The sequence below is a fragment of the Streptomyces sp. NPDC101393 genome (assembly GCF_044767385.1).
In the GTDB taxonomy this organism is placed as follows: domain Bacteria; phylum Actinomycetota; class Actinomycetes; order Streptomycetales; family Streptomycetaceae; genus Streptomyces.
The window spans coordinates 1-21000 of record NZ_JBIWNU010000013.1 but is presented as its reverse complement, the minus strand read 5'-3'; the positions used below and the strand labels follow the sequence as shown (position 1 = coordinate 21000).

Annotated in this window: 16 protein-coding genes and 1 pseudogene; 6 read left to right on the top strand and 11 right to left on the bottom strand. The window is 72.0% G+C overall.

Annotation, left to right across the window (positions count from 1 at the left end; translation table 11 throughout):
• Window positions 1-4: 4 nt before the first annotated feature.
• From whiA to ACIRQ7_RS33055, 6 genes are all read right to left on the bottom strand, one after another.
• On the bottom strand, window positions 5-994 hold the full coding sequence (whiA, locus tag ACIRQ7_RS33080) for a DNA-binding protein WhiA (RefSeq protein ID WP_159504431.1): 990 nt from the start codon (window positions 992-994) through the stop codon (window positions 5-7).
• Window positions 985-2046, bottom strand: coding sequence for a uridine diphosphate-N-acetylglucosamine-binding protein YvcK (gene yvcK, locus ACIRQ7_RS33075; RefSeq protein ID WP_401478930.1), 1062 nt, complete (start codon window positions 2044-2046; stop codon window positions 985-987). Before yvcK ends, whiA begins: the two co-directional genes overlap by 10 nt.
• Complete coding sequence (gene rapZ, locus ACIRQ7_RS33070; RefSeq protein WP_401478933.1) at window positions 2043-2996, bottom strand: RNase adapter RapZ; 954 nt, start codon at window positions 2994-2996, stop codon at window positions 2043-2045. The genes yvcK and rapZ overlap by 4 nt, the downstream gene beginning before the upstream one ends.
• Complete coding sequence (gene uvrC / locus ACIRQ7_RS33065; RefSeq protein WP_404266279.1) at window positions 2993-5149, bottom strand: excinuclease ABC subunit UvrC; 2157 nt, start codon at window positions 5147-5149, stop codon at window positions 2993-2995. The genes rapZ and uvrC overlap by 4 nt, the downstream gene beginning before the upstream one ends.
• Before the next feature lie 222 nt (window positions 5150-5371).
• Window positions 5372-6265 carry a hypothetical protein gene (locus ACIRQ7_RS33060; protein WP_404266278.1) on the bottom strand — a complete coding sequence of 298 codons (894 nt, stop codon included), beginning with the start codon at window positions 6263-6265 and terminating at the stop codon, window positions 5372-5374.
• 4 nt (window positions 6266-6269) lie between these two features.
• Entirely contained in the window at window positions 6270-6905 is a 636-nt protein-coding gene (locus ACIRQ7_RS33055) for a papain-like cysteine protease family protein (protein ID WP_404266277.1), read from the bottom strand.
• Window positions 6906-7145: 240 nt separating this feature from the next.
• On the opposite strand from ACIRQ7_RS33055, the gene ACIRQ7_RS33050 reads away from it, so the two are divergent.
• Entirely contained in the window at window positions 7146-8084 is a 939-nt protein-coding gene (locus ACIRQ7_RS33050) for a hypothetical protein (protein ID WP_404266276.1), read from the top strand.
• 63 nt (window positions 8085-8147) lie between these two features.
• Here the strand turns inward: ACIRQ7_RS33050 and ACIRQ7_RS33045 are convergent, their stop codons facing one another.
• From ACIRQ7_RS33045 to ACIRQ7_RS33035, 3 genes are read right to left on the bottom strand one after another with little or no spacing between them, the layout of a single operon-like run.
• Window positions 8148-8534 (bottom strand): Rieske (2Fe-2S) protein, encoded by a 387-nt coding sequence (locus ACIRQ7_RS33045; protein WP_404266275.1) that lies wholly within the window; start codon window positions 8532-8534, stop codon window positions 8148-8150.
• A 50-nt stretch (window positions 8535-8584) separates the two neighbouring features.
• Window positions 8585-10006, bottom strand: a complete 1422-nt coding sequence (locus ACIRQ7_RS33040; protein ID WP_404266274.1) for a sugar porter family MFS transporter — start codon at window positions 10004-10006, stop codon at window positions 8585-8587.
• A 5-nt stretch (window positions 10007-10011) separates the two neighbouring features.
• Window positions 10012-11019, bottom strand: a complete 1008-nt coding sequence (locus ACIRQ7_RS33035) for a zinc-dependent alcohol dehydrogenase family protein (protein ID WP_404266273.1) — start codon at window positions 11017-11019, stop codon at window positions 10012-10014.
• Window positions 11020-11265: 246 nt separating this feature from the next.
• Here ACIRQ7_RS33035 and ACIRQ7_RS33030 point away from each other — a divergent pair, with 246 nt between their 5' ends.
• Window positions 11266-12321, top strand: a complete 1056-nt coding sequence (locus ACIRQ7_RS33030) for a LacI family DNA-binding transcriptional regulator (RefSeq protein ID WP_404266272.1) — start codon at window positions 11266-11268, stop codon at window positions 12319-12321.
• Window positions 12318-13289 (top strand): carbohydrate kinase, encoded by a 972-nt coding sequence (locus ACIRQ7_RS33025; RefSeq protein WP_404266271.1) that lies wholly within the window; start codon window positions 12318-12320, stop codon window positions 13287-13289. Before ACIRQ7_RS33030 ends, ACIRQ7_RS33025 begins: the two co-directional genes overlap by 4 nt.
• A gap of 214 nt (window positions 13290-13503) precedes the next feature.
• Here ACIRQ7_RS33025 and uvrA read toward each other — a convergent pair whose 3' ends face one another.
• Together uvrA and ACIRQ7_RS33015 are read right to left on the bottom strand one after the other, a co-directional pair.
• Window positions 13504-16521 (bottom strand): excinuclease ABC subunit UvrA, encoded by a 3018-nt coding sequence (gene uvrA / locus ACIRQ7_RS33020; protein WP_404266270.1) that lies wholly within the window; start codon window positions 16519-16521, stop codon window positions 13504-13506.
• A 276-nt stretch (window positions 16522-16797) separates the two neighbouring features.
• Window positions 16798-17559 (bottom strand): TetR/AcrR family transcriptional regulator, encoded by a 762-nt coding sequence (locus ACIRQ7_RS33015; protein WP_404266269.1) that lies wholly within the window; start codon window positions 17557-17559, stop codon window positions 16798-16800.
• A gap of 165 nt (window positions 17560-17724) precedes the next feature.
• On the opposite strand from ACIRQ7_RS33015, the pseudogene ACIRQ7_RS33010 reads away from it, so the two are divergent.
• The 3 genes and pseudogenes from ACIRQ7_RS33010 (at window position 17725) to ACIRQ7_RS33000 (ending at window position 20838) form a co-directional block, all read left to right on the top strand.
• Window positions 17725-19265, top strand: a pseudogene (locus ACIRQ7_RS33010) (FAD-dependent monooxygenase).
• A 92-nt stretch (window positions 19266-19357) separates the two neighbouring features.
• On the top strand, window positions 19358-20098 hold the full coding sequence (locus tag ACIRQ7_RS33005) for a maleylpyruvate isomerase family mycothiol-dependent enzyme (protein WP_404266268.1): 741 nt from the start codon (window positions 19358-19360) through the stop codon (window positions 20096-20098).
• Window positions 20099-20181: 83 nt separating this feature from the next.
• Window positions 20182-20838 carry an MBL fold metallo-hydrolase gene (locus ACIRQ7_RS33000; protein ID WP_404266267.1) on the top strand — a complete coding sequence of 219 codons (657 nt, stop codon included), beginning with the start codon at window positions 20182-20184 and terminating at the stop codon, window positions 20836-20838.
• The last annotated feature ends 162 nt before the right edge of the window (window positions 20839-21000 follow it).

The following is a 21000-nucleotide window of genomic DNA, read 5'->3' as shown; positions in this document are numbered from 1 at the left end:
CCGGTCAGCCGACCATGCCGTCGGCCAGCTCCTCCGAGAGATTGGACTCGGTGCCGGGGATGCCGAGGTCCTGGGCACGCTTGTCGGCCATCGCCAGCAGCCTGCGGATCCGGCCCGCGACGGCGTCCTTCGTCAGCGGCGGGTCGGCGAGCGCGCCCAGCTCCTCCAGGGAGGCCTGCTTGTGCTCCATGCGCAGCCGGCCGGCCGCCGCGAGATGCTCGGGGACCTCCTCGCCGAGGATCTCCAGGGCCCGCTGGACCCGGGCGCCGGCGGCGACCGCGGCCCGCGCCGAGCGGCGCAGGTTGGCGTCGTCGAAGTTGGCGAGGCGGTTGGCCGTGGCGCGGACCTCGCGGCGCATCCGCCGCTCCTCCCACGCGAGCACCGACTCGTGCGCGCCGAGGCGCGTCAGCAGCGCGCCGATCGCGTCACCGTCGCGGACCACGACGCGGTCCACGCCGCGCACCTCGCGGGCCTTGGCGCCGATGCCGAGCCGGCGGGCGGCGCCGACGAGCGCGAGCGCCGCCTCGGGCCCCGGGCAGGTGACCTCCAGGGAGGAGGAACGGCCGGGCTCGGTGAGCGAGCCGTGCGCCAGGAAGGCGCCGCGCCAGGCCGCCTCGGCGTCACAGGTCGCCCCCGAGACGACCTGTGGAGGCAGGCCCCGGATGGGGCGCCCGCGCCCGTCCACCAGGCCGGTCTGCCGGGCGAGCTGATCGCCGCCGGCGACCACCCGTACGACATAGCGGCTGCCGCGCCGCAGGCCACCGGGGGCCATCACCACCAGGTCGGAGGAGTGTCCGAAGATCTCCAGGATGTCCTTGCGCAGCCGCCGGGCAGCGATGCCCGTGTCCAGCTCCGCCTCGATCACAATGCGTCCGCTGACCAGGTGCAGACCACCCGCGAACCGCAGGATCGACGAGACCTCCGACTTCCGGCAGCAGGTCCGGGTGACGGGGAGCCGGGAGATTTCATCCTTCACCGCAGCCGTCATCGCCATGGGCCGATCCTTCCATGCATCCGAAAAATACGGTCGTACGCGGCTGCCAGCAGCTCCGGGTCGTGCCGGTCCGGGGCTCCCCCGGCCGTCAGCCGGGAGTCGTCCACTTGTGCGGCGACCGCCGCCAGCTCGACCTCGCTGCCGACGAGCTGCTTGGCGGCAACCGTCAGACCTTCGATGTCGGGCACGGCGGCCTTGTCGGCCAGCACCACGTCGAAAGCGAGTTTAGGTGCGTGTCGGGCCAAAACCTCCAAATGACGCTGCGGGGAGAAGCCATCGGTTTCGCCCGGTTGGGGCGCAAGGTTGAGCGAAAGGACTTTTCGGGCCTTGGTCTCCTCCAGTGCCTCGCGCAATTCGGGCACCAGAAGATGCGGGATCACGGAGGAGAACCAGGAGCCGGGGCCGAGCACCACCCAGTCGGCGTCGCGCACCGCCGCGACCGCCTCGGGGACGGCCGGAGGGTCCTCGGGCACCACATGGACGGACTGCACCTCGCCGCGGGTGAGCGCGACGGTGGCCTGACCACGGACCGTGGAGATCTCCTCCGGCCTGCTCTCGTCGTGGCCCTTGACCTGGGCCTGGAGTTCCAGCGGCACCGCCGACATCGGCAGCACCCGGCCGTGCGCGCCGAGCAGCTTGCCGACCAGGTCCAGCGCCTGGACGTGGTCGCCGAGCTGCTCCCACAGGGCGACGATCAGCAGATTGCCGACGGCGTGGTCATGGAGCTCACCCTCGCTGGCGAAGCGGTGCTGGATGACCCGGGACCATGTCTGGCCCCAGTCGTCGTCGCCGCACAGGGCGGCCAGCGCCTTGCGCAGATCGCCGGGCGGCAGCACGCCCAGCTCGTCGCGGAGCCGGCCGCTGGAGCCGCCGTCGTCGGCGACGGTGACCACGGCGGTCAGGTCGCCGGTGATGCGGCGCAGCGCGGTCAGCGAGGCGGACAGGCCCATACCGCCGCCGAGCGCCACCACCTTGGGGGTGGCGCCCTTGGTCATGCGGCCGCTGGGAACGAGTCTGCGGACCCGGCGCAGCCGCAGCGCACGGCTGGTCACTCGCGCCCCATGTCCCGGTGGACGATGACGGTTTCGACCCCTTCGGAGACGAGCCGGCGGCCCAGCTTCTCGGACATCGCGACGCTGCGGTGCTTACCGCCCGTACAGCCGACGGCGATGGTCACGTAGCGCTTGCCCTCGCGGCGGTACCCCTCGGCGACGAGGCGCAGCAGCTCGGCGTAGCCGTCCAGGAACTCCTTGGAGCCGGGCTGGTTGAAGACGTAGTCGGAGACCTCTTCGTTGAGGCCGGTGAACGGGCGCAGCTCGGGGACCCAGTGCGGGTTGGGGATGAAGCGGCAGTCGATGACCATGTCGGCGTCGACGGGCAGGCCGTACTTGAATCCGAAGGACATGACCGTCGCGCGCAGCTCGGGGACCTCTTCGCCGGCGAACTGGGCGTCCATCTTGGCGCGCAGCTCGTGGACGTTGAGGCTGGAGGTGTCGATGACCAGGTCGGAGTCGCCGCGCAGCTCGCGCAGCAGGTCGCGCTCGGCGGCGATCCCGTCGACGATCCGGCCGTCGCCCTGGAGGGGGTGCGGGCGGCGCACCGACTCGAAGCGGCGGACCAGGGCCTCGTCCGAGGACTCGAGGAAGACGACGCGGCGCTTGACGTTCTGCGAGTCGAGGGTGCTCATCGACGCCTTGAGGTTGTCGAAGAAGCGGCGGCCGCGGACGTCGACGACGACGGCGATGCGGGCGACGTTGCCCTGCGAGCGGGCGCCCAGCTCGACCATGGGCGGGATCAGCTCGGGCGGGATGTTGTCGACGACGAACCAGCCGAGGTCCTCCAGGCACTTCGCGGCGGTGCTCCGGCCGGCGCCCGACATACCGGAGATGATCACCAGCTCGGGGATCGCGGCGCTCTCGCCCTGGTCGGACTCGCGCATCGTGCCCGTACTCACCTGTGCACCGTCTCTCTCGGTTTCCTGCGTCTCGTGCGGTGTGCTCATCGGTCCTGCCCCCCTTCTGCTGACAACGCGGCCGGTGGGGCCCCGTCATCCTCAATGATCTCTCCTGTGGCGGTGTTCACCGCGGGGGCGGTCGGTGTCGCCCCGGCCAGTGCCGCGGCGACGGTCTCCGCGGTCTTGCGGCCGACGCCCGGGACCTCGCAGATCTCGTCGATCGTCGCGGCCCGCAGTTTCTTCAACGATCCGAAGTGCTTGAGCAATGCCTGGCGGCGGCTGTCACCGAGTCCGGCCACGGCATCGAGCGGCGAGGACTTCAGGCGCTTGGCGCGCTTGCTGCGCTGGTAGGTGATGGCGAAGCGGTGGGCTTCGTCACGGACGCGCTGGAGGAGGTAGAGGCCTTCGCTGCTGCGGGGCAGCACGACCGGGTCCTCGTCGTCGGGCAGCCAGACCTCTTCGAGGCGCTTGGCCAGGCCGCAGACGGCGACGTCGTCGATGCCGAGTTCGTCGAGCGCCCGGCGGGCGGCGGCGACCTGCGGGGCGCCGCCGTCGACGACCACGAGCTGGGGTGGGTAGGCGAAGCGCTTGGGGCGTCCGTCCTCGTCGGTGGGCCGGCCGTCCATCGGATCGGGCTCCTGCTCGGCGGCGGCCGCGGCGTCGACGGCGGCGGTGACGCTCAGCTCGTTGCCGTCACCGGTGGTGCCGGTGCCGGCCCCGGCGGAGGTGTCCTTGTCCGACGTGGCCCGCCCGTCGGCCGCGGCCTCGCTCCCGGGGTCCTCGGTCCATTCACCGGACTTCTGCTTCTCCTGGAGGTAGCGCTTGAAACGGCGGCCGATGACCTCGTGCATGGACCGGACATCGTCCTGGCCCTCGAAGGTCTTGATCTGGAAGCGGCGGTATTCGCTCTTACGGGCGAGGCCGTCCTCGAAGACCACCATCGAGGCGACGACGTCCTCGCCCTGGAGGTGGGAGATGTCGAAGCACTCGATGCGCAGCGGCACCGAATCCAGGCCGAGCGCCTCGGAGATCTCCTCCAGGGCCCGGGAGCGGGTGGTCAGGTCGGAGGCGCGCTTGGTCTTGTGCAGTCCCAGGGCCTGCTGGGCGTTGCGCCCGACGGTGGCCATCAGGTCCTTCTTGTCGCCGCGCTGCGGGATGCGCAGCGACACCTGGGAGCCGCGGCGCTCGGAGAGCCACTGCTGGATCGGTTCGACGGGCTCGGGCAGTGCCGGGACCAGGACCTCCTTGGGAACCGCGTCGCCCGTCTCCTCGCCGTACAGCTGCTGGAGGGCGTGTTCGACGAGGCCGGCGGTGGTGACGGCCTCCACCTTGTCGGTGACCCAGCCGCGCTGGCCGCGCACCCGGCCGCCGCGGACGTGGAAGATCTGCACGGCGGCTTCGAGTTCGTCCTCGGCGACCGCGATGAGGTCGGCGTCGGTGGCGTCGGCGAGCACCACGGCGCTCTTCTCCATCGCCCGCCGCAGCGCCACTATGTCGTCGCGCAGCCGGGCGGCGCGCTCGTACTCCATCTCCTCGGCCGCGTCCTGCATCTTGCGCTCCAGGCGGCGGATGTACGCGCCGGTGCGGCCGGTCATGAAGTCGCAGAAGTCCTCGGCGAGTTCGCGGTGTTCCTGGGCGGAGATCCGCTCGACGCAGGGGGCGGAGCACTTGCCGATGTAGCCGAGCAGGCAGGGGCGGCCGATCTGGGCGGAGCGCTTGAAGACACCGGCGGAGCACGTACGCACCGGGAAGACGCGCAGCATCAGATCGACGGTCTCGCGGATGGCCCAGGCGTGGCCGTAGGGGCCGAAGTAGCGCACGCCCTTCTTCTTGGCGCCGCGCATGACCTGGACGCGCGGGAACTCCTCATTGAGTGTCACCGCGAGATACGGATAGCTCTTGTCGTCGCGGTACTTGACGTTGAAGCGCGGGTCGAACTCCTTGATCCAGCTGTATTCGAGCTGGAGGGCCTCGACCTCGGTGGAGACGACGGTCCATTCCACGGAGGCGGCGGTGGTGACCATCGTGCGTGTCCGCGGATGGAGGCCGGCGAGGTCCTGGAAGTAGTTGGCCAGGCGCTGGCGCAGGCTCTTGGCCTTGCCGACATAGATGACCCGGCCGTGGTCGTCGCGGAACTTATAGACCCCCGGCGAGTCGGGGATCTGTCCCGGCTTGGGTCGGTAGCTGCTGGGGTCTGCCATGACCACCACCCTACTGACCGCCACCGACATTCACGGGGCCCGGACCGCTCCGGGCCGCCGCCGAAGACGCCCGTGGCGGGTGGTGGATCGCAGGGGCCGCGGCGTGGCGCCGTCGACGGGCCGGGGCCCCTGCGGGTTCAGGGTGGCTGCCGGTGGCGTCCGGCCGCTGTCCGCTCGCGGGGAGGCGGTCGGATCAGCGGCGGACGCACACCGGACGGCCGGTCAGCGGCCGCGCCTGCGGCGCACGGCCCCGGCGCCGAGCAGACCGAGGGCGAGCAGCGCAGCGGCGGCGGCGACGGTCGAGGCGGCGGCCTGCGGGAAGCTGTCCCCCGCCTGCGCGCCGGCCTCGGTGGGCTGCCCGCCGGGGCCCGCCTGCGCCGCGGGCCGCGAGGCGGGCCCCGGGGCGGACCCCGGGGCGGCCTGCGGGCCGTAGCCGCCGGCCTCGCCGCGCTTGTCGTACGCCGAGCCGGGGAGCTTGTCGCCGTACGCCTTCACCACCCGCTCGCGGTAGGCGTCGACGGTGGTGCCGTGGGCGCCGACCGCCTTTTCGGCGTCCGCGTCCAGGGGTTCCACGCGGTTGCCGCGCTGCACGTACCAGGCGTCGATCTGCGGTTCGTGGAAGACCGTGCCCGCCTTGTCCTTCGCGGCCCCGGCCGCGGCGTAGCGGGTCTCGTCGTCGCCACTGGCGATGTTGACGACCTTCCAGGAGCCGCCCTGCCGCGCGGTCCAGACGGAGGCCTTGCGGCCGTCCGCGGCGACGGCCTTGCCGGCGAGGAACTCCAGCCGGGCGACGGGGGCCCCGGCCTTGCCCCGGACGAAGTCCGGCGAGAGGACGTAGACGGGGACGGAGCCGCCCTCCAGGCGCGGGGCGTCCTGCGCCGTCGGGGCGGCGGCACGGGCGCCGCGGCGGGCGCCCTCACTGGCGAAGAAGCGGGCGAGGGTGTCCAGCGTCGCGGGGGACGCGGCCGCTTCGTGGGCGGCGGCGACGCCGGCGCGGGTCGGAGCCGTGGGCGGGGCGGGGGCATCGGCGGCCAGCGCGGAGTGCGGGGCGAGCGCGAGCAGAGCGGTGGCCAGCGTCCCGGTGGCCGCGGCGCGTACGGCGGTGCGCTTCGTCATGGCGTCAGGCTCCTATCCGGTAGAGGGAGTGCGTCCAGGAGAAGTCGCTGCCATTCACGTAGTAGCCGAAATCGCCCCAGTTGTAGCGGCTGTTGGAGCCCCACGGGTCGCCCCAGTAGACCCAGTTCTCGGCCGCGTCGTAGCCGTAGATCACGTGCATGTGGCCGCCGCCGGAGGACCACTGGATGCGGGTCTCGATGGGGCGCCTGGCGTTGATCTCGCTCTGCACGGTGCCGTAGTTGAGGTAGCCGGAGATGTAGGACCCGGAGTTGATGCCCATCCAGTCGAAGGCGTTCTGCACATTGCCGAGGGTGGCCTGGTTGTTGGGGCAGCTGGTGTTCTGCTGCCGGCCGAAGGCCGCGTTGCAGAACTGGTTCTGGCTGTAGTTCTTGCCGTACCAGGACGCGATGGTGTTGCCGGAGCCCGCCCAGCACCAGTTGGACTGCTCCTGCGCCTGCATGGAGATGTCCAGGCGGTTGGCGGCCGACGCGGTGGGGGTCGCGGCGGCGGGGCGGTGCGCCGAGGGCGCGGGGGCGGCCGAGGCCGTCGCGCCGGTGAACACGGTGAGTGAGGCGGCGGTGAGCGCCGCGGCCGACAGCCATCTGCGGCGTGTACGGCGTGCGAAACGTGCACGGGTCATGGCGTTCCTCCCGAACAGAGGGGGGTGAGGGGGAGAGGAGCGCATCCGGATGCTGTGAGGAGCATCGGGTGTTGTCGGAGGCGGGTCAACACGCTTCAATGCGGGGTGACACGGGGGTGTGAACGAGCGGGCCCGGTTGTGAACAGCCGGTGCCCGGCGTACTGCAGTGAACGGGCGGGGAGAGCGCGCGGCGTGCGAACCGGTTGTGAATGTTCACCCGCGCGCCGGAGGATCGAGGAAATGGCACAGAACACCCCCGAGTCGGCCGAGCTCGAACAACTGCTGCGCACCGGCCCGTTCCATCTCGCACTGCGCAGCGCGCTCACCGCACGCGGCCTCGCCCTGCAACGCGTCCAGCACAAGCTCGCACAGCGCGGCATCAAGGTCGGGGTGACCAGCCTGAGTTACTGGCAGCAGGGGGCCAGACGCCCGCAACGGCCGGAGTCGCTGCGGGCGGTGCGCGCCCTGGAGGAGGTCCTCGACCTGCCCGCGCGGTCGCTGCACCGGCTGCTGGTGCCGGAGGGCGGCGCCCGACCGGAGACCGAGCGCCCGGCCACCCGCTCGTACCGCTCGCTGGTCGCGCCCGCCGGCACCCTGCAGCAGCTGTTCGCCGAGCTGGAGACGCCCGCGGACGGCGGGCTGCACACCGTCGGCCATCACGAACGGGTGCTGATCGGGCCGGAGCGGGAGCTGAGCGCCCGCGAATCGCTGCAGGTGGTGCGCGCGCACCGGGACGGCATCGACCGCTATATCGCCATACACCGGGGCGACACCGGCTGTGATCCGTCCCGGGTGACGGTGCGGGCGGCGGAGAACTGCCGGCTGGGGCGGGTGCGCGGGGACGCCGGTTCCGGGGTGGTGGTCGCCGAGCTGCTCTTCGACGCCCGGCTGCGGGCCGGCGACACGCACGTCTTCGGCTACGCCTTCGAGGACGGCAGCGGCGGGCCGAGCGCGGAGTACGTCCGCGGCTTCAGTTTCGCCGGCGGCCAGTACGTCCTCCAGGTGCGCTTCGACGAGGCGGCGCTGCCGGCGCGTTGCCGGCGCTTCGCGCAGGTGTCGGCCGGCGCGCCGCGCAGCGCCCAGCAGGAGCTGACGCTGAGCGGCCGGCACCGGGCGGTGCATCTGGTGGAGCAGGGGGTCCGGCCCGGGATCCTGGGGATCGGGTGGGACTGGGGGTGAGCGCGGGACGGGCCTGGCGGTGGGTGCCGGCCCGCGATCGGCGGGCCGTGAAGGGCCGGTCCCTCAGCCCGCGATCAGCTTGCCGTTCCTGTCCTTCACCGGGACCTCCGGCAGCGGCTGTGACGCCGGGCCTTCGAGGACCTTGCCGGTGGTGACGTCGAAGCGGCTGCCGTGGCAGGCGCAGTGCCCCTCTTCCTTCTGGACCTCGGCCAGCACGCAGCCCGCGTGGGTGCACTTGGCGCTGAAGCACTTGAACTCGCCCTTGGCGGGCTGCGACACGACGAGACGGTCCTCGCGGTAGAGCTTGGCGCCGCCGACCGGCACCGCGGCGGCGGCCCCCAGGTCGACCGGATCGGTGGGCACCGCCGGCGCGTTGCTGCCGGACTCCCCCGGCGAGCAGGCCGCGGCACCGAGACCTGCGACGCCGGCGAGCGCGGCCCCGCGCAGCACGGTGCGACGGGCGGGGGGGCTGGCTCATGGCGGCTCCAGAGGTCACGGGGTCAGGGGCGGGCGGCTCCCGACGATACCGGCACAGATCCGTCCGCTTCCGGCGGGGCGGCGGGCCCCGAGCGCCCGCGCAGCAGTTCCTGTTCGATCTCCTCCAGGCTGCGGCCCTTGGTCTCCGGCAGCAGCTTGTGGACGAAGAGGAACGCGAGCAGGGTCGTGGCGGCGAAGAACAGGAAGTTCACCCCCGCGCCCCAGGCGTGCAGCAGGGAGGGGAAGACCAGCGCCACGATCATGTTGAACAGCCAGTTGAAGAGCACACACAGGCTGACCGCCGACGCCCTGACCCGCATCGGGAACAGCTCCGGCAGCATCACCCACTGCACCGGGCCCCAGGAGATCGCGAAGGACGCGATGTAGAGCGCGATCCCCAGGAGCGTGAGGGCGGAGAGCAGCGCGCCGTATCCGAGTCCGGAGAGATGGGTGACGGCCAGCACCACCATGGCCACGCACATGCCCAGCGCCCCGGCCAGCAGCAGCGGTTTGCGGCCCTTGCGGTCGATGAGCCGCATGGCCGGCAGCGTCATCAGCATGTTGAGCAGGCCGATGCCGACGTTGGCGAGGATCGCGCCGTCGGAGCCGAATCCGATGTCGGTGAGCAGGGTCGGGGCGTAGTAGATGATCGTGTTGATGCCGACGAAGTTCTGGAAGAGGACCAGCAGCATCCCGACGGCGAGCACCGGCCGCAGCCGCGGCGACAGCAGCCGCCGCATGGTCAGCGGCTCGGTCTGCTCCCGCTCCACGCGCTCGGCCCGTTCGATCTCCGCCAGCTCCTCCCCCGCCGGCCCGGCGCCGCCGCGCAGCCGCGTGAGCACCGCGCGGGCCTCGTCGTTGCGGCCCTTGCCGACCAGCCAGCGCGGGCTCTCCGGCTGGGTGATGATGCCCAGCGCCAGGATCGCCGCGGGGACCACGCCCAGCCCGATCATCCAGCGCCAGGCCTCGGCACCGGCGAGCAGGTAGTCGGTGCCGTACGCGACGAAGATGCCGACGGTGACCAGCAGTTGCATCAGGGACGTCAGCCCGCCGCGCAGGTGCTTGGGGGCGAGCTCGGTCAGATAGAGCGGGACGACGACGGAGGCGATGCCGACGCCGACGCCGATCACGAAGCGGAAGGCGATCAGCGAGGCAGGGCCGAAGGCGAACGACGCACCGAGGGTGCCGAGGATGAAGACGCCGGAGGCGGCCAGGATCAGCCGGCGGCGGCCCCAGGAGTCGCACAGCCGGCCCGAGAGCCCCGCGCCCAGCATCGCGCCGACCAGGAGACCCGAGACGACCAGGCCCTCCAGGAGCGGGGTCAGCGCGATGTCGTTCTTGATGAAGAGCATGGCGCCGGAGATGACGCCGGTGTCATAGCCCCACAGGATGCCGCCGAGCGCCCCGAAGACCCAGATCAGCGCGTTCTTGATGCGTCCGGGCACGGCGCTCAGCCCTGCTGCGGAGCGATGTGGATCTTGCGGGCGGTGCCCGCCCGGAAGCGGGCCACCGCCTCGTCGAACCCGTCCAGCCCGTAGACGTCGCTGACCAGCGGGTCGAGGTCGAGCCCCGAGGCGAGGACGTCGATGGCGGGCTGGAAGCTGTGGTGCACCGCCATCGAGCCGATGATGTCGATCTCGTGGTGGTAGACGCGGTAGGGCGAGAAGGACGCGGCGCGCGCCGGGTCGGCGACGCCGAACTGGAGGAACGTACCGCCACGGCGCACCCGGCCCAGACCGTCCTCGATGGCCGCGATGACGCCGGTCGCGTCGACGACGACCTCGAAGCCGGGAGTACGCCCGAGCCGGTCGGCGCGGGTCACGGCCGCGTCGACGCCGAAGGACTCGGCGAACGCGAGGCGCTCCTCGTTCAGGTCCACGACGGAGACCGAGGCGGCGCCGGCGTTGCGTACCAGCGCGGCCATCATCAGGCCCATGGTGCCCGCGCCGTAGATCAGATAGTGCTCGCCGGGGCGGCGCGGCAGCCGGTTGAGGCCGTGCACGGCGCAGGACAGCGGCTCGACGAGTCCGGCGGCGGCCTCCGAGAGGCCGTCGGGCAGCGGGTAGCAGCAGCTCGCCGGGACGGCCACGAGTTCGGCGAAGCCTCCGTCGCGGGTGACGCCGATGGCACTGTAGTTCTCGCAGAGGTTGCCGCGGCCGATCCGGCAGTAATGACAGGCCCCGCACGGCATGTTGGGGTCCACCGCGACCCGGTCGCCGACCGCCGTGCCGTGCACCTCCTCGCCCACCGCCACGATCTCGCCGGTCAGCTCGTGTCCGGGGACCAGCGGATAGGGCACGGCGGGCAGCTCGCCGCCGAGGATGTGCATGTCGGTGCCGCACAGTCCGCAGGACGTGACGCGCACGACCACCTCGTGGGGCGCGGGGCGGGGGTCGGGCAGTTCGGTCACGGCGGTGCTGCCCGGATTGCCGGGTTCGGTGACCACGAGAGCGCGCATCCGCGCCTCCTCACGACGTCGTGCGGGTTCGGTGGTCGGAAGGTAGCCTCTGCGTAAACGCTTACGCAAGCGTTTACGTATGTGGTCTGATGTCCTTGCCGACAGAGGACCGGCCAGGCCCCCCAGGAGGCCGTGGACCGCGGACCGCGGGCCGCGCACCACCGCATGGCCACCATGCGGGAGGCTGGGTCCCGGCCGACGGCCGGGGCACCGCAGGGGTGCGCACGCTCGGGGAGGAAGAGCCGGATGACAACGATGGTGGATGTGGCACGGCGCGCGGGCGTCTCCGTCGCCACGGTCTCGCATGTGCTCAACGACACCCGGCCGGTACGCCCCGACACCCGCGCCGCGGTGCTCGGCGCCATCGACGAGCTGGGCTACACCCACAACACCCTCGCCCGCTCCCTGGTCACCTCCCGCACCCGCTCCATCGGTCTCGCGGTCTCCGCCATCAGCAACCCGTACTTCACCGAGATCCTCCAGGGCGTCGAGGCCGGCGCGCTGGAGGCCGGCTACAGCCTGCTGATCGCCGACCCGCACGACGACCCGGAGCACGAGCGCAAGGTCGTCCAACTCCTGCACGAACGGCGGGTGGACGGCATGATCGTCGCGCCCTCGGCGGAGCCGGCCGGAATGGTCGAGTACCTGACGCGGCGCGATGTCCGCACCGTCTTCCTGGACCGGCTGGTCGGCGACGAGCACGACCAGGTGTGCGCCGAGAACACCGGCCCGGTACGCCAACTCGTCGAGCATCTGGCCGACTTGGGGCACACCCGGATCGGCCTGGTGGCGGGCCTGCCCGGCCTGAGCACCACCGGCGAACGCGTGCAGGGCTACCGCGAGGGGCTGCGCTCGCGCGGCCTGCCGTTCGCCCCCGAGCTGCTGGCCGGCGGCAATTCCGAGGCGGAGGGCGCCCAGGACGCCACCCGCCACCTGCTCGCCGCGCCGGAACCGCCCACCGCCGTCATCACCGCCAACAACGCGATGACCATCGGCGCGCTGCGCGCCCTGCGCGACCGCGGCCTCCAGGTGCCCCGCGACATCGCGCTGGCCTGCTTCGACGACTTCTCCTGGGCCGACCTGTTCTCACCGCGGCTGACCGCGATCGCACAGCCCAGCAAGGACATCGGGGCCGCTGCCGTACGCCTGCTGCTGGAACGCCTGGAGCAGCCGGACCGGCCGCCGCGCACCCTCCGCCTCCCCTGCACGTTCGTGCACCGTACGTCGTGCGGCTGCCCCGACCCGGGCGCAGCGGACGCGCAGCCCTCCCAGGCCCTCCAGGAAAGGAACCGCACCCCGTGATCGTCGTCGCCGGCGAGGCGCTGATCGACCTCGTCCCCAGCCCGCAGAACCCGCCCCTGGACGGCCAGTTGCCCGCGCTGCTGCCCCGGCGCGGCGGCGGCCCCTACAACACTGCGGTCGCCCTGGGCCGGCTGGGCTCCCGCGCCGCGTTCTGCTCACGGGTCTCGCACGACGCCTTCGGCGAGGCGCTGCTGGACGGGCTGCGGACCGGCGGCGTGGACACCTCCCTGGTGCAGCGCGGCGACGAGCCGACCACCCTCGCCATGGCGGACATCAGCCCGGACGGCTCGGCCGGCTACGGCTTCTACGTCGACGGCACCGCCGACCGCCTCTTCACCCTCCCGCCCGCCCTGCCGGACGGCACCCGCGCGCTCTCGCTCGGCACCTGCTCGCTGGTCCTGGAACCGGGCGCCAGTGCGTACGAGGCGCTGCTGCGGCGTGAGTCCCGGCGGGGTGTCTTCACGACGCTCGACCCGAACATCCGGGCCGGTCTGATCGCCGACCCGGCCGCCTACCGCACCCGCTTCCACTCCTGGCTCCCCGATCTGGCGCTTCTGAAGCTGTCGGAGGAGGACGCGCTGTGGCTGGCGGGGGGCGAACCGGGCAGCGGTGGTGCGAGCGGCGCGTGGGACAAGATCACCACTGCGGCCAGGGGGTGGCTGGCGGCCGGGCCCGCGGCGATCGTCCTCACCCGTGGCGGCGAGGGTCTGACGGTGCTCTCACCCGGCGGCGAGGTGACGGTCCCCGGCGAACGGGTCGAGGTCGTCGACACCATCGGCGCGGGCGACACCGTCAACGCCGCGCTGCTGCACCGGCTGGGCAGCCATGACGCGCTCTCCTACGCCGCCGTCGCCTCGCTCGGCCCCGACGACTGGCGCGACATCCTCGGCTACGCCGCCCGCGCCGCCGCCATCACCTGCTCGCGCGCCGGCGCCGAGCCCCCGTTCGCCGCCGAACTCGCGGCGTAGGGGCGTAGGGCAGTAGGGGCGGAGGGCACAGGCGCGCAGGGGCAGTTCAGGGGCGTGTGAGGGGAGGCGGCGGGGGAAGCGTCGGTGCCTGGGCGGAGACGAAACGGGCCTCGCCACTCCCCGGCCGGGGAGTGGCGAGGCCCGTTTTCCTGCCGAGCCACGGCATGCCGTACGACGCACCGCGGACCGACGACCGACGACCGTGGCGAGACCGTCAGGAGGCCGCCCGGCCGCCCCGTCGGGTCGCCGCCTTCTTGGAGACGGTCTTGGCCACGGTCTTCTTCGCGGTCGTCTTCGCCGCCGCCGTCCGGGCCGCCGTCTTCTTGGCTGCCGGCTTCTTCGCCGCCGCGGTCTTCTTCACCGGCTTCCCCGAGGAGGCGGCATCGCTGACGCGGTCGCCGAGGATGTCCCGCAGGAACTTGCCGGTGTGGCTGGCGGGGACCGCCGCGATCTCCTCGGGCGTCCCCTCGGCGACGATCAGGCCGCCGCCGTTGCCGCCCTCGGGGCCCATGTCGACGACCCAGTCCGCGGTCTTGATGACATCGAGGTTGTGCTCGATGACGATCACGGAGTTGCCCTTGTCGACCAGCCCGGACAGCACCCTGATGAGCTTGCTGATGTCGTCGAAGTGCAGGCCGGTGGTGGGCTCGTCGAGGACGTAGACCGTACGGCCCGTGGACCGCTTCTGGAGCTCGCTCGCCAGCTTGACGCGCTGCGCCTCACCGCCGGAGAGGGTCGGCGCGGACTGGCCGAGGCGGACATAACCCAGACCGACCTCATGCAGCGTCTTCAGATGCCGGGAGATGGTCGGCACCGCCTCGAAGAAGGACAGCGCCTCCTCGATGGGCATGTCCAGCACCTCGGCGATGGACTTGCCCTTGTAGTGCACCTCGAGCGTCTCGCGGTTGTAGCGCGCGCCGTGGCAGACCTCGCACGGCACGTACACGTCCGGCAGGAAGTTCATCTCGATCTTGATCGTGCCGTCACCGGAGCAGTTCTCGCAGCGGCCGCCCTTGACGTTGAAGGAGAAGCGGCCGGGCAGATAGCCGCGGACCTTGGCCTCCATCGTCTCCGCGAAGAGCTTGCGGACGTGATCGAAGACGCCGGTGTAGGTCGCCGGATTGGAGCGGGGCGTCCGGCCGATGGGCGACTGATCGACATGGACGACCTTGTCCACCAGGTCGTCGCCCGCCACCCGGGTGTGCCGGCCGGGCACCGACTTGGCGCCGTTCAGTTCGCGCGCCAGGTGGGTGTAGAGGATGTCGTTGACCAGCGTCGACTTGCCGGAGCCGGACACCCCGGTGACGGCGGTGAGCACACCGAGCGGGAAGGAGGCGTCGATGTCCTGGAGGTTGTTCTCCTTCGCGCCGTGGACCGTCAGCTGCCGGGACGGGTCCGCGGGCCGGCGGATGTCCGGCGTCGGGATGACCTTCTTCCCGGACAGGTACTGGCCGGTGATGGAGTCCTTGTTGGACAGCAGTTCCTTCATCGGGCCGCTGTGCACGACCTTGCCGCCGTGCTCGCCCGCGCCGGGACCGATGTCGACGACCCAGTCGGCGACTTTGATGGTGTCCTCGTCGTGCTCCACGACGATCAGGGTGTTGCCCATGTCGCGCAGCCGCACCAGGGTCTCGATCAGCCGGTGATTGTCGCGCTGGTGCAGACCGATCGACGGCTCGTCCAGGACGTAGAGCACGCCGACCAGGCCGGAGCCGATCTGGGTGGCGAGACGGATGCGCTGGGCCTCACCACCGGAGAGGGTGCCCGCGGCGCGGTTGAGCGAGAGATAGTCCAGGCCGACATCAACCAGGAACTTCAGCCGTTCGTTGACCTCCTTGAGGACCCGCTCGGCGATCTTCTTCTCGCGGGCGTTGAGCTTCATCTCGCGCAGGAAGTCGGCGCAGTCGCTGATCGACATGGCGGCGACCTCGGCGATCGACTTCTGCTGCACCGTGACGGCGAGCACGATCGGCTTGAGGCGCGTCCCCTCACACGTCGGGCAGGGGACGACCCGCATATAGCCCTCGAAGCGCTCCCGGCTGCTGTCGCTCTCCGCCTCGGTGTGCCGGCGCTTGACGAACGGCACCGCGCCCTCGAACGGGGTGGTGTAGGCCCGCTCGCGGCCGTAGCGGTTGCGGTAGCGCACCTCGATCTGGGTGCGGTGGCCGTGCAGCAGTGCCTTCTTCGCCCGCTGCGGGAGGCCGGCCCACGGGATGTCCGTACGGAAACCGAGGGCGTCGGCCAGGGCGCCGACGAGGCGGCCGAAGTACTCCTTGGTGTGGCCGTGCGACCAGGGGTGGATCGCGCCGTCGTCGAGCGACCGGTCCTCGTCGGGGATGATCAGCTCGGGGTCGACCTCCATGCGGGTGCCGATGCCGGTGCAGTCCGGGCAGGCGCCGAAGGGCGAGTTGAAGGAGAAGGAGCGGGGCTCCAGCTCCTCGAAGGAGAGGTCGTCGTAGGTGCAGTACAGATGCTCGGAGTACATCCGCTCGCGCTGCGGGTCGTCGGCGTCCAGGTCGACGAAGTCGAGGATGACCATGCCGCCGGAGAGCCCGAGGGCGGTCTCCACGGAGTCGGTCAGCCGCCGCTTGGCGGTCTCCTTGACGGTGAGGCGGTCGACGACCACCTCGATGGTGTGCTTCTCCTGCTTCTTCAGCTTCGGCGGCTCGGAGAGCTGGATGGTCTCGCCGTCGACCCGCGCCCGGCTGTAGCCCTTGGTCTGGAGGTCGGCGAAGAGGTCGACGAACTCGCCCTTGCGCTCGCGCACCAGCGGGGAGAGCACCTGGAAACGGCTGCCTTCGGGCAGCTCCAGCACCTTGTCGACGATGGCCTGCGGCGACTGCCGGGCGATCGGGCGCCCGCACTCGGGACAGTGCGGCTTGCCGATCCGGGCGAAGAGCAGGCGGAGGTAGTCGTAGACCTCGGTGATGGTGCCGACCGTGGAGCGCGGGTTGCGCGAGGTCGACTTCTGGTCGATCGAGACCGCGGGGGACAGGCCCTCGATGAAGTCCACATCGGGCTTGTCCATCTGCCCGAGGAACTGCCGGGCATAGGAGGAGAGCGACTCGACATAGCGCCGCTGCCCCTCGGCGAAGATCGTGTCGAAGGCGAGCGAGGACTTGCCCGACCCGGAGAGTCCCGTGAAGACGATCAGGGAGTCGCGGGGGAGGTCGAGCGAGACATTCCGGAGATTGTGCTCGCGAGCGCCACGGACGATGAGACGGTCGGCCACGCCGGTCGGCACCTTTCTTGGAGAGGGGCGGGAGAGCCGCGGCTCTGCGTCCGCCGCTCGGTGGGTGAGCAGAGGCGGCGGAGCGGAGCGGAGCCCCCGCCCCAGGGTATGGGGACCGCCGCGGCACTGTCTTTTTGATGCCACACACGAGCCTATAGCACGCGCATTCGATTTACGGAGCTCGTAAGCCCTCTTCACCCAAACGTGTGGCGGGCCCACAACCTTCCCGCCCCCGCCCGCTCCCCGCAGGCTGCCGCTGACCTGCCCTTCCGCCCCTCAGCCCCCGTCCGGCAGTGCCCGCGCCAGCGCATCGAAGGTCCGGCGCAGCACCGATTCCTGTTCAACGGCGACACCCTCCGCGGGGTCACCCTCCAGCTGCCGGGCCGCGGCTCCCGCGTAGGCCGCGCGGTAGGCCGCGACGATGAGCGCGGCGGCCAGCCGGACATCCTGACGGCGACCGCCGGCGCCCGGACCGTCACCCGGCCCCGTCTCCCTTCCGGCCTCCGCCGCCTCCGCGAGCAGCCCGGCCAAGGTGCCCTCCAGCTCCTCGACCGCCTCGCGCGCCCGGGCCCGCAGCGCCGGCGAGTCCAGCACTGTGCGCCAGAAGTAGGGGAAGCCCTCCCCCACTCCACCCAGCGGATGCCGCCGCTCCAGCAGGCCGAAGGCGAGCCGGCGCAGCGCGTCGAGCGGCGTCTCGCCGGCCGCCCGCTCGCGGATCGCGCGGGTGACCAGCTCCTGCCCCTCGGGGATCCGGTCGAGGAAGAGGTCCTCCTTGCGCGGGAAGTAGTTGAAGACCGTCATCGTGGACACCTCGGCGGCGCGGGCGACCTCGGCGACGGTGACATTGTCGAAGCCGCGCTCGACGAAGAGCAGCGTGGCCTCACCGGAGATCCGCTGCCGGGTACGCAGCTTCTTGCGCTCGCGCAGCGTCAGCCGCCCGCCGTCCTCCGCATAGCCGGCATCCGGCTCCCCGCGGTCCGGTCCCGCCGCACCGTTCACACCTGCCACCTCCGTCACGTCGCCGCCCTCCTCCGCCATGACCTGAATTTTAGCCGCAACAATTTTTTAGTCACTACAATGATGCGTATGAAGCATGCCGCGGACACACACGACACAGACGTACTGGACACGGGCCAGGACGCAGCGGGCCAGGATGCAGAGATAGCCGACGTCGTCGTGGCAGGGGGCGGCCCGGTGGGGCTGATGCTCGCCTGCGAACTCGCCCTGGCGGATGTCAGGGTCGTCGTCCTTGAACGGCTGACCGACGTCGATACGACGATCAAGGCGGGGGCGATCAACTCCCCCAGCGCGGAGGCCTTCTACCGACGCGGGATGCTGCCCAGGCTGGCGGAGATACAGCAGGCCGCGCTCGGGAAGTTCCGTTCGTTCATGCGGCAACGGCAGGCGGCGGGCGCCTCCCAGGTGCGGCAGCCGCCCAAGTTCGCCGGGCACTTCGCGGGCATCATGCTGCGCGGCGACCTCCTGGACGAGTCCGACCCGGACTTCGGCAGCGCCGGCCCCGCGGGAGACGTCGGCCTGGTCCCGCAGGCGGAACTGGAACACCTGCTGGCCGCCCGCGCCGCCGAGCTGGGCGTCGAGCTGCGCCGCGGTGTGCGGCTGACCGGCTTCGACGCCGACGCGGACGGTGTCCGCGTGGACACGTCGGACGGGCCGCTGCGCACCGGCTGGCTGGTGGGCTGCGACGGCGGGCGCAGTACGGTCCGCCGCCTCGCCGGCTTCCCGTTCCCGGGCACCGCCCCCGAGATCACCGGGCGGCAGGCCCTGGTGGAGCTCTCCGGCTCCGACGCGCTGGGCGTCGGCTGGAACTGGACGGACACCGGGACGTACGCGCACGGTCCGGTGCCCGGCCGGATCCTCACCGTGGAGTTCGACGGTCCGCCGGCCGACCGCCAAGCACCGGTCACCGCCGAGGAGTTGCAGGGCTCGCTGCGGCGCGTATCCGGCGTGCCGGACGTCACGGTCACCAAGGTGCACTCGGCGACCCGCTTCACCGACAACGCCCCCAGGTGCCCGACTACCGCTCGGGGCGCGTCCTGCTGGCCGGTGACGCGGCGCATGTGCACTCGCCGTTCGGCGGCCAGGGGCTGAATCTGGGCATCGGTGACGCGATGAACCTGGGCTGGAAACTGGCCGCGACGGTGCACGGCCGGGCTCCGGAGGGCCTGCTGGACACGTACACCGCCGAGCGGCATCCGATCGGCGCGTGGGTGCTGGACTGGAGCCGCGCCCAAGTGGCGCTGATGCGGCCGGAGTCACACACCCAAGCGCTGCGCGGAGTGCTCGCCGAGCTGACGGACACCGTCACCGCCACCACCTTCTTCGCCAAGAAGATCTCCGGCGTCCAGCAGCGCTACGACCTTCCCGGCGGGCATCCGCTGACCGGCCGCAGCGCCCCCGACCTGGAACTGTCCGACGGCAGCCGGCTCGGCGCGCATCTGCTCGGCGGGCAGGCCCTGCTGCTCGACCTCGCCGACGACGCCGGCCTCCGCAAACGGGCGGCGGGATACGACGGGCGGGTGCGGGTGCTGACCGCCGGCTGTCCGCAACGGCCGTACCTCACCGGACTCCTGGTACGCCCGGACGGCTGCACCGCATGGGCGTTCGGGTCCGCGGAAGCGGATGTGGAGGTTCCGCAGGAGGCTCCCGGCACTCCCGGCGGGCTCGACGGGCTGGAGGCCGCACTGCGCCGGTGGTTCGGGGCGCCCGATGACGCGGCGGGCTGAGGTGCGGCGCCCGCCCTCCCCCACCCCCGCGTACGCCCGGCATCGGCGCCGATCGACTCCCGAACGGGCCTCCGGGGCGTTAGCGTCGGACCATGACCCAGACCCCGCCTGACTTCCCGCACGACGTGGCAGCCGTCCACGAGGCCACCGACCGGCTTCTGGTGTCGGTGGCCAAGCTGGACGACGAAGCGATCGGTGAACCGTCCCTGCTCCCAGGGTGGACCCGCGGCCATGTCCTCGCCCATCTCGCGCGCAACGCCGACGCGTTGGTCAACCTCCTCACCTGGGCGCGTACGGACGTGCCCGCGCAGATGTACGTCAGCGCGACGGCCCGGGACAGCGATATCGCCAGGGACGCCGGCCGCACCCTGGACGCGCATCTGGAGGACCTTCGGGAGAGCGGCGCACGGTTCGACGCGGCGGCCGCCGCCCTCCCGTACGCGCGCCGGACCTTCGAGGTCGAGATGCGCAACGGCGTGGTCGAGCGGGCCGACCGGCTGCCGCTGCGGCGGCTCGCCGAGGTCGAGCTGCACCACCTCGACCTCGGCATCGGCTACTCCCTCGACCAGCTCTCGCCCGCGTTCGTCGACGCCGAACTGGCCTTCCTCGCGGAGGTGAAGTTCGCCGGGCAGCCGAAGGTGCCGGCGCTGGAGCTGCGGACCGACGACGGCCGCAGCTGGCGCACGGGGCGCACGGACACCGCAGCGGACGGGGAGGGGCCGGTGGTGGTGACGGGGTCCGCCACGGCGCTGGTGGGCTGGCTCACCGGTCGCAGCGACGGCGGCGCACTCGACACCGCGGGCGCCGCGCTGCCCACCGTCCCGCCCCTCTAGGGAGTGGACTCCGGCGGAGCCCCGTGCGGCCACGGACCTCCGCCGGGACTCCGCTGCCCGGTACGGGCCTCTAGAGTGAACGCATGGGTTACAGCGGAGCGGTAAAGGTCGGCGGACCGGCCGACGTGCACGAGTTGACCGACCTGATGATCTCGAAGGTCGCGGTCGGTCCGATGAACAACAACGCCTATGTGCTGCGGTGCCGTGCGACCGATGAGCAGCTGCTGATCGACGCGGCGGCCGAGCCGCACACCCTGCTCACGCTGATCGGCGACAGCGGCATCGCGTCGGTCGTCACCACGCACCAACACGGTGACCACTGGGGCGCGCTGCGCGAGGTCGTCGACGCGACGGGCGCGCGGACGTATGCGGGGCGGTATGACGCCGAGGGCATCCCGGTCGCCACGGACATCCCCGTCGAGGACGGCGATGTCCTCAGCGTCGGCCACGTCCGGCTGACCGCGCGCCATCTGGTCGGCCACACCCCGGGCAGCATCGTGCTGATCTACGACGACCCGCACGGCGCGCCCCATCTGTTCACCGGGGACTGCCTCTTCCCTGGCGGCGTCGGCAACACCCACGGCGATGCCGAGAACTTCACGAGCCTGCTCGACGGCGTCCGCGGCAAGCTCTTCGACGAGCTGCCGGACGAGACCTGGGTCTATCCGGGGCACGGCTCCGACACCACGCTCGGCGCGGAGCGGCCGCATCTGGACGAGTGGCGCGAGCGCGGCTGGTGAGCGCCTCCTCGCACCGCTGACGGCGTGGACGGGGGGGGGGGGGGGGGGCCCCGGGGGGGGGGGGGGGCGGGCGCGGGGGGGGGGGGGGGCGCGCGGGGCCCGGGGGGGGGGGGGCCGCGCCAGCGGGGGCGGGGGGGGGGGGGGAGAGCGGGCGGCGCGGCG

Bases quoted from the DNA above. Each gene is read 5' to 3' on its own strand.
- whiA (WP_159504431.1), bottom strand. From the start codon at position 994: ATGGCGATGACGGCTGCGGTGAAGGATGAAATCTCCCGGCTCCCCGTC.
- rapZ (WP_401478933.1), bottom strand. From the start codon at position 2,996: ATGAGCACACCGCACGAGACGCAGGAAACCGAGAGAGACGGTGCACAG.
- uvrC (WP_404266279.1), bottom strand. From the start codon at position 5,149: ATGGCAGACCCCAGCAGCTACCGACCCAAGCCGGGACAGATCCCCGAC.
- ACIRQ7_RS33060 (WP_404266278.1), bottom strand. From the start codon at position 6,265: ATGACGAAGCGCACCGCCGTACGCGCCGCGGCCACCGGGACGCTGGCC.
- ACIRQ7_RS33055 (WP_404266277.1), bottom strand. From the start codon at position 6,905: ATGACCCGTGCACGTTTCGCACGCCGTACACGCCGCAGATGGCTGTCG.
- ACIRQ7_RS33050 (WP_404266276.1), top strand. From the start codon at position 7,146: ATGGCACAGAACACCCCCGAGTCGGCCGAGCTCGAACAACTGCTGCGC.
- ACIRQ7_RS33035 (WP_404266273.1), bottom strand. From the start codon at position 11,019: ATGCGCGCTCTCGTGGTCACCGAACCCGGCAATCCGGGCAGCACCGCC.
- ACIRQ7_RS33030 (WP_404266272.1), top strand. From the start codon at position 11,266: ATGACAACGATGGTGGATGTGGCACGGCGCGCGGGCGTCTCCGTCGCC.
- ACIRQ7_RS33015 (WP_404266269.1), bottom strand. From the start codon at position 17,559: ATGGCGGAGGAGGGCGGCGACGTGACGGAGGTGGCAGGTGTGAACGGT.
- ACIRQ7_RS33005 (WP_404266268.1), top strand. From the start codon at position 19,358: ATGACCCAGACCCCGCCTGACTTCCCGCACGACGTGGCAGCCGTCCAC.
- ACIRQ7_RS33000 (WP_404266267.1), top strand. From the start codon at position 20,182: ATGGGTTACAGCGGAGCGGTAAAGGTCGGCGGACCGGCCGACGTGCAC.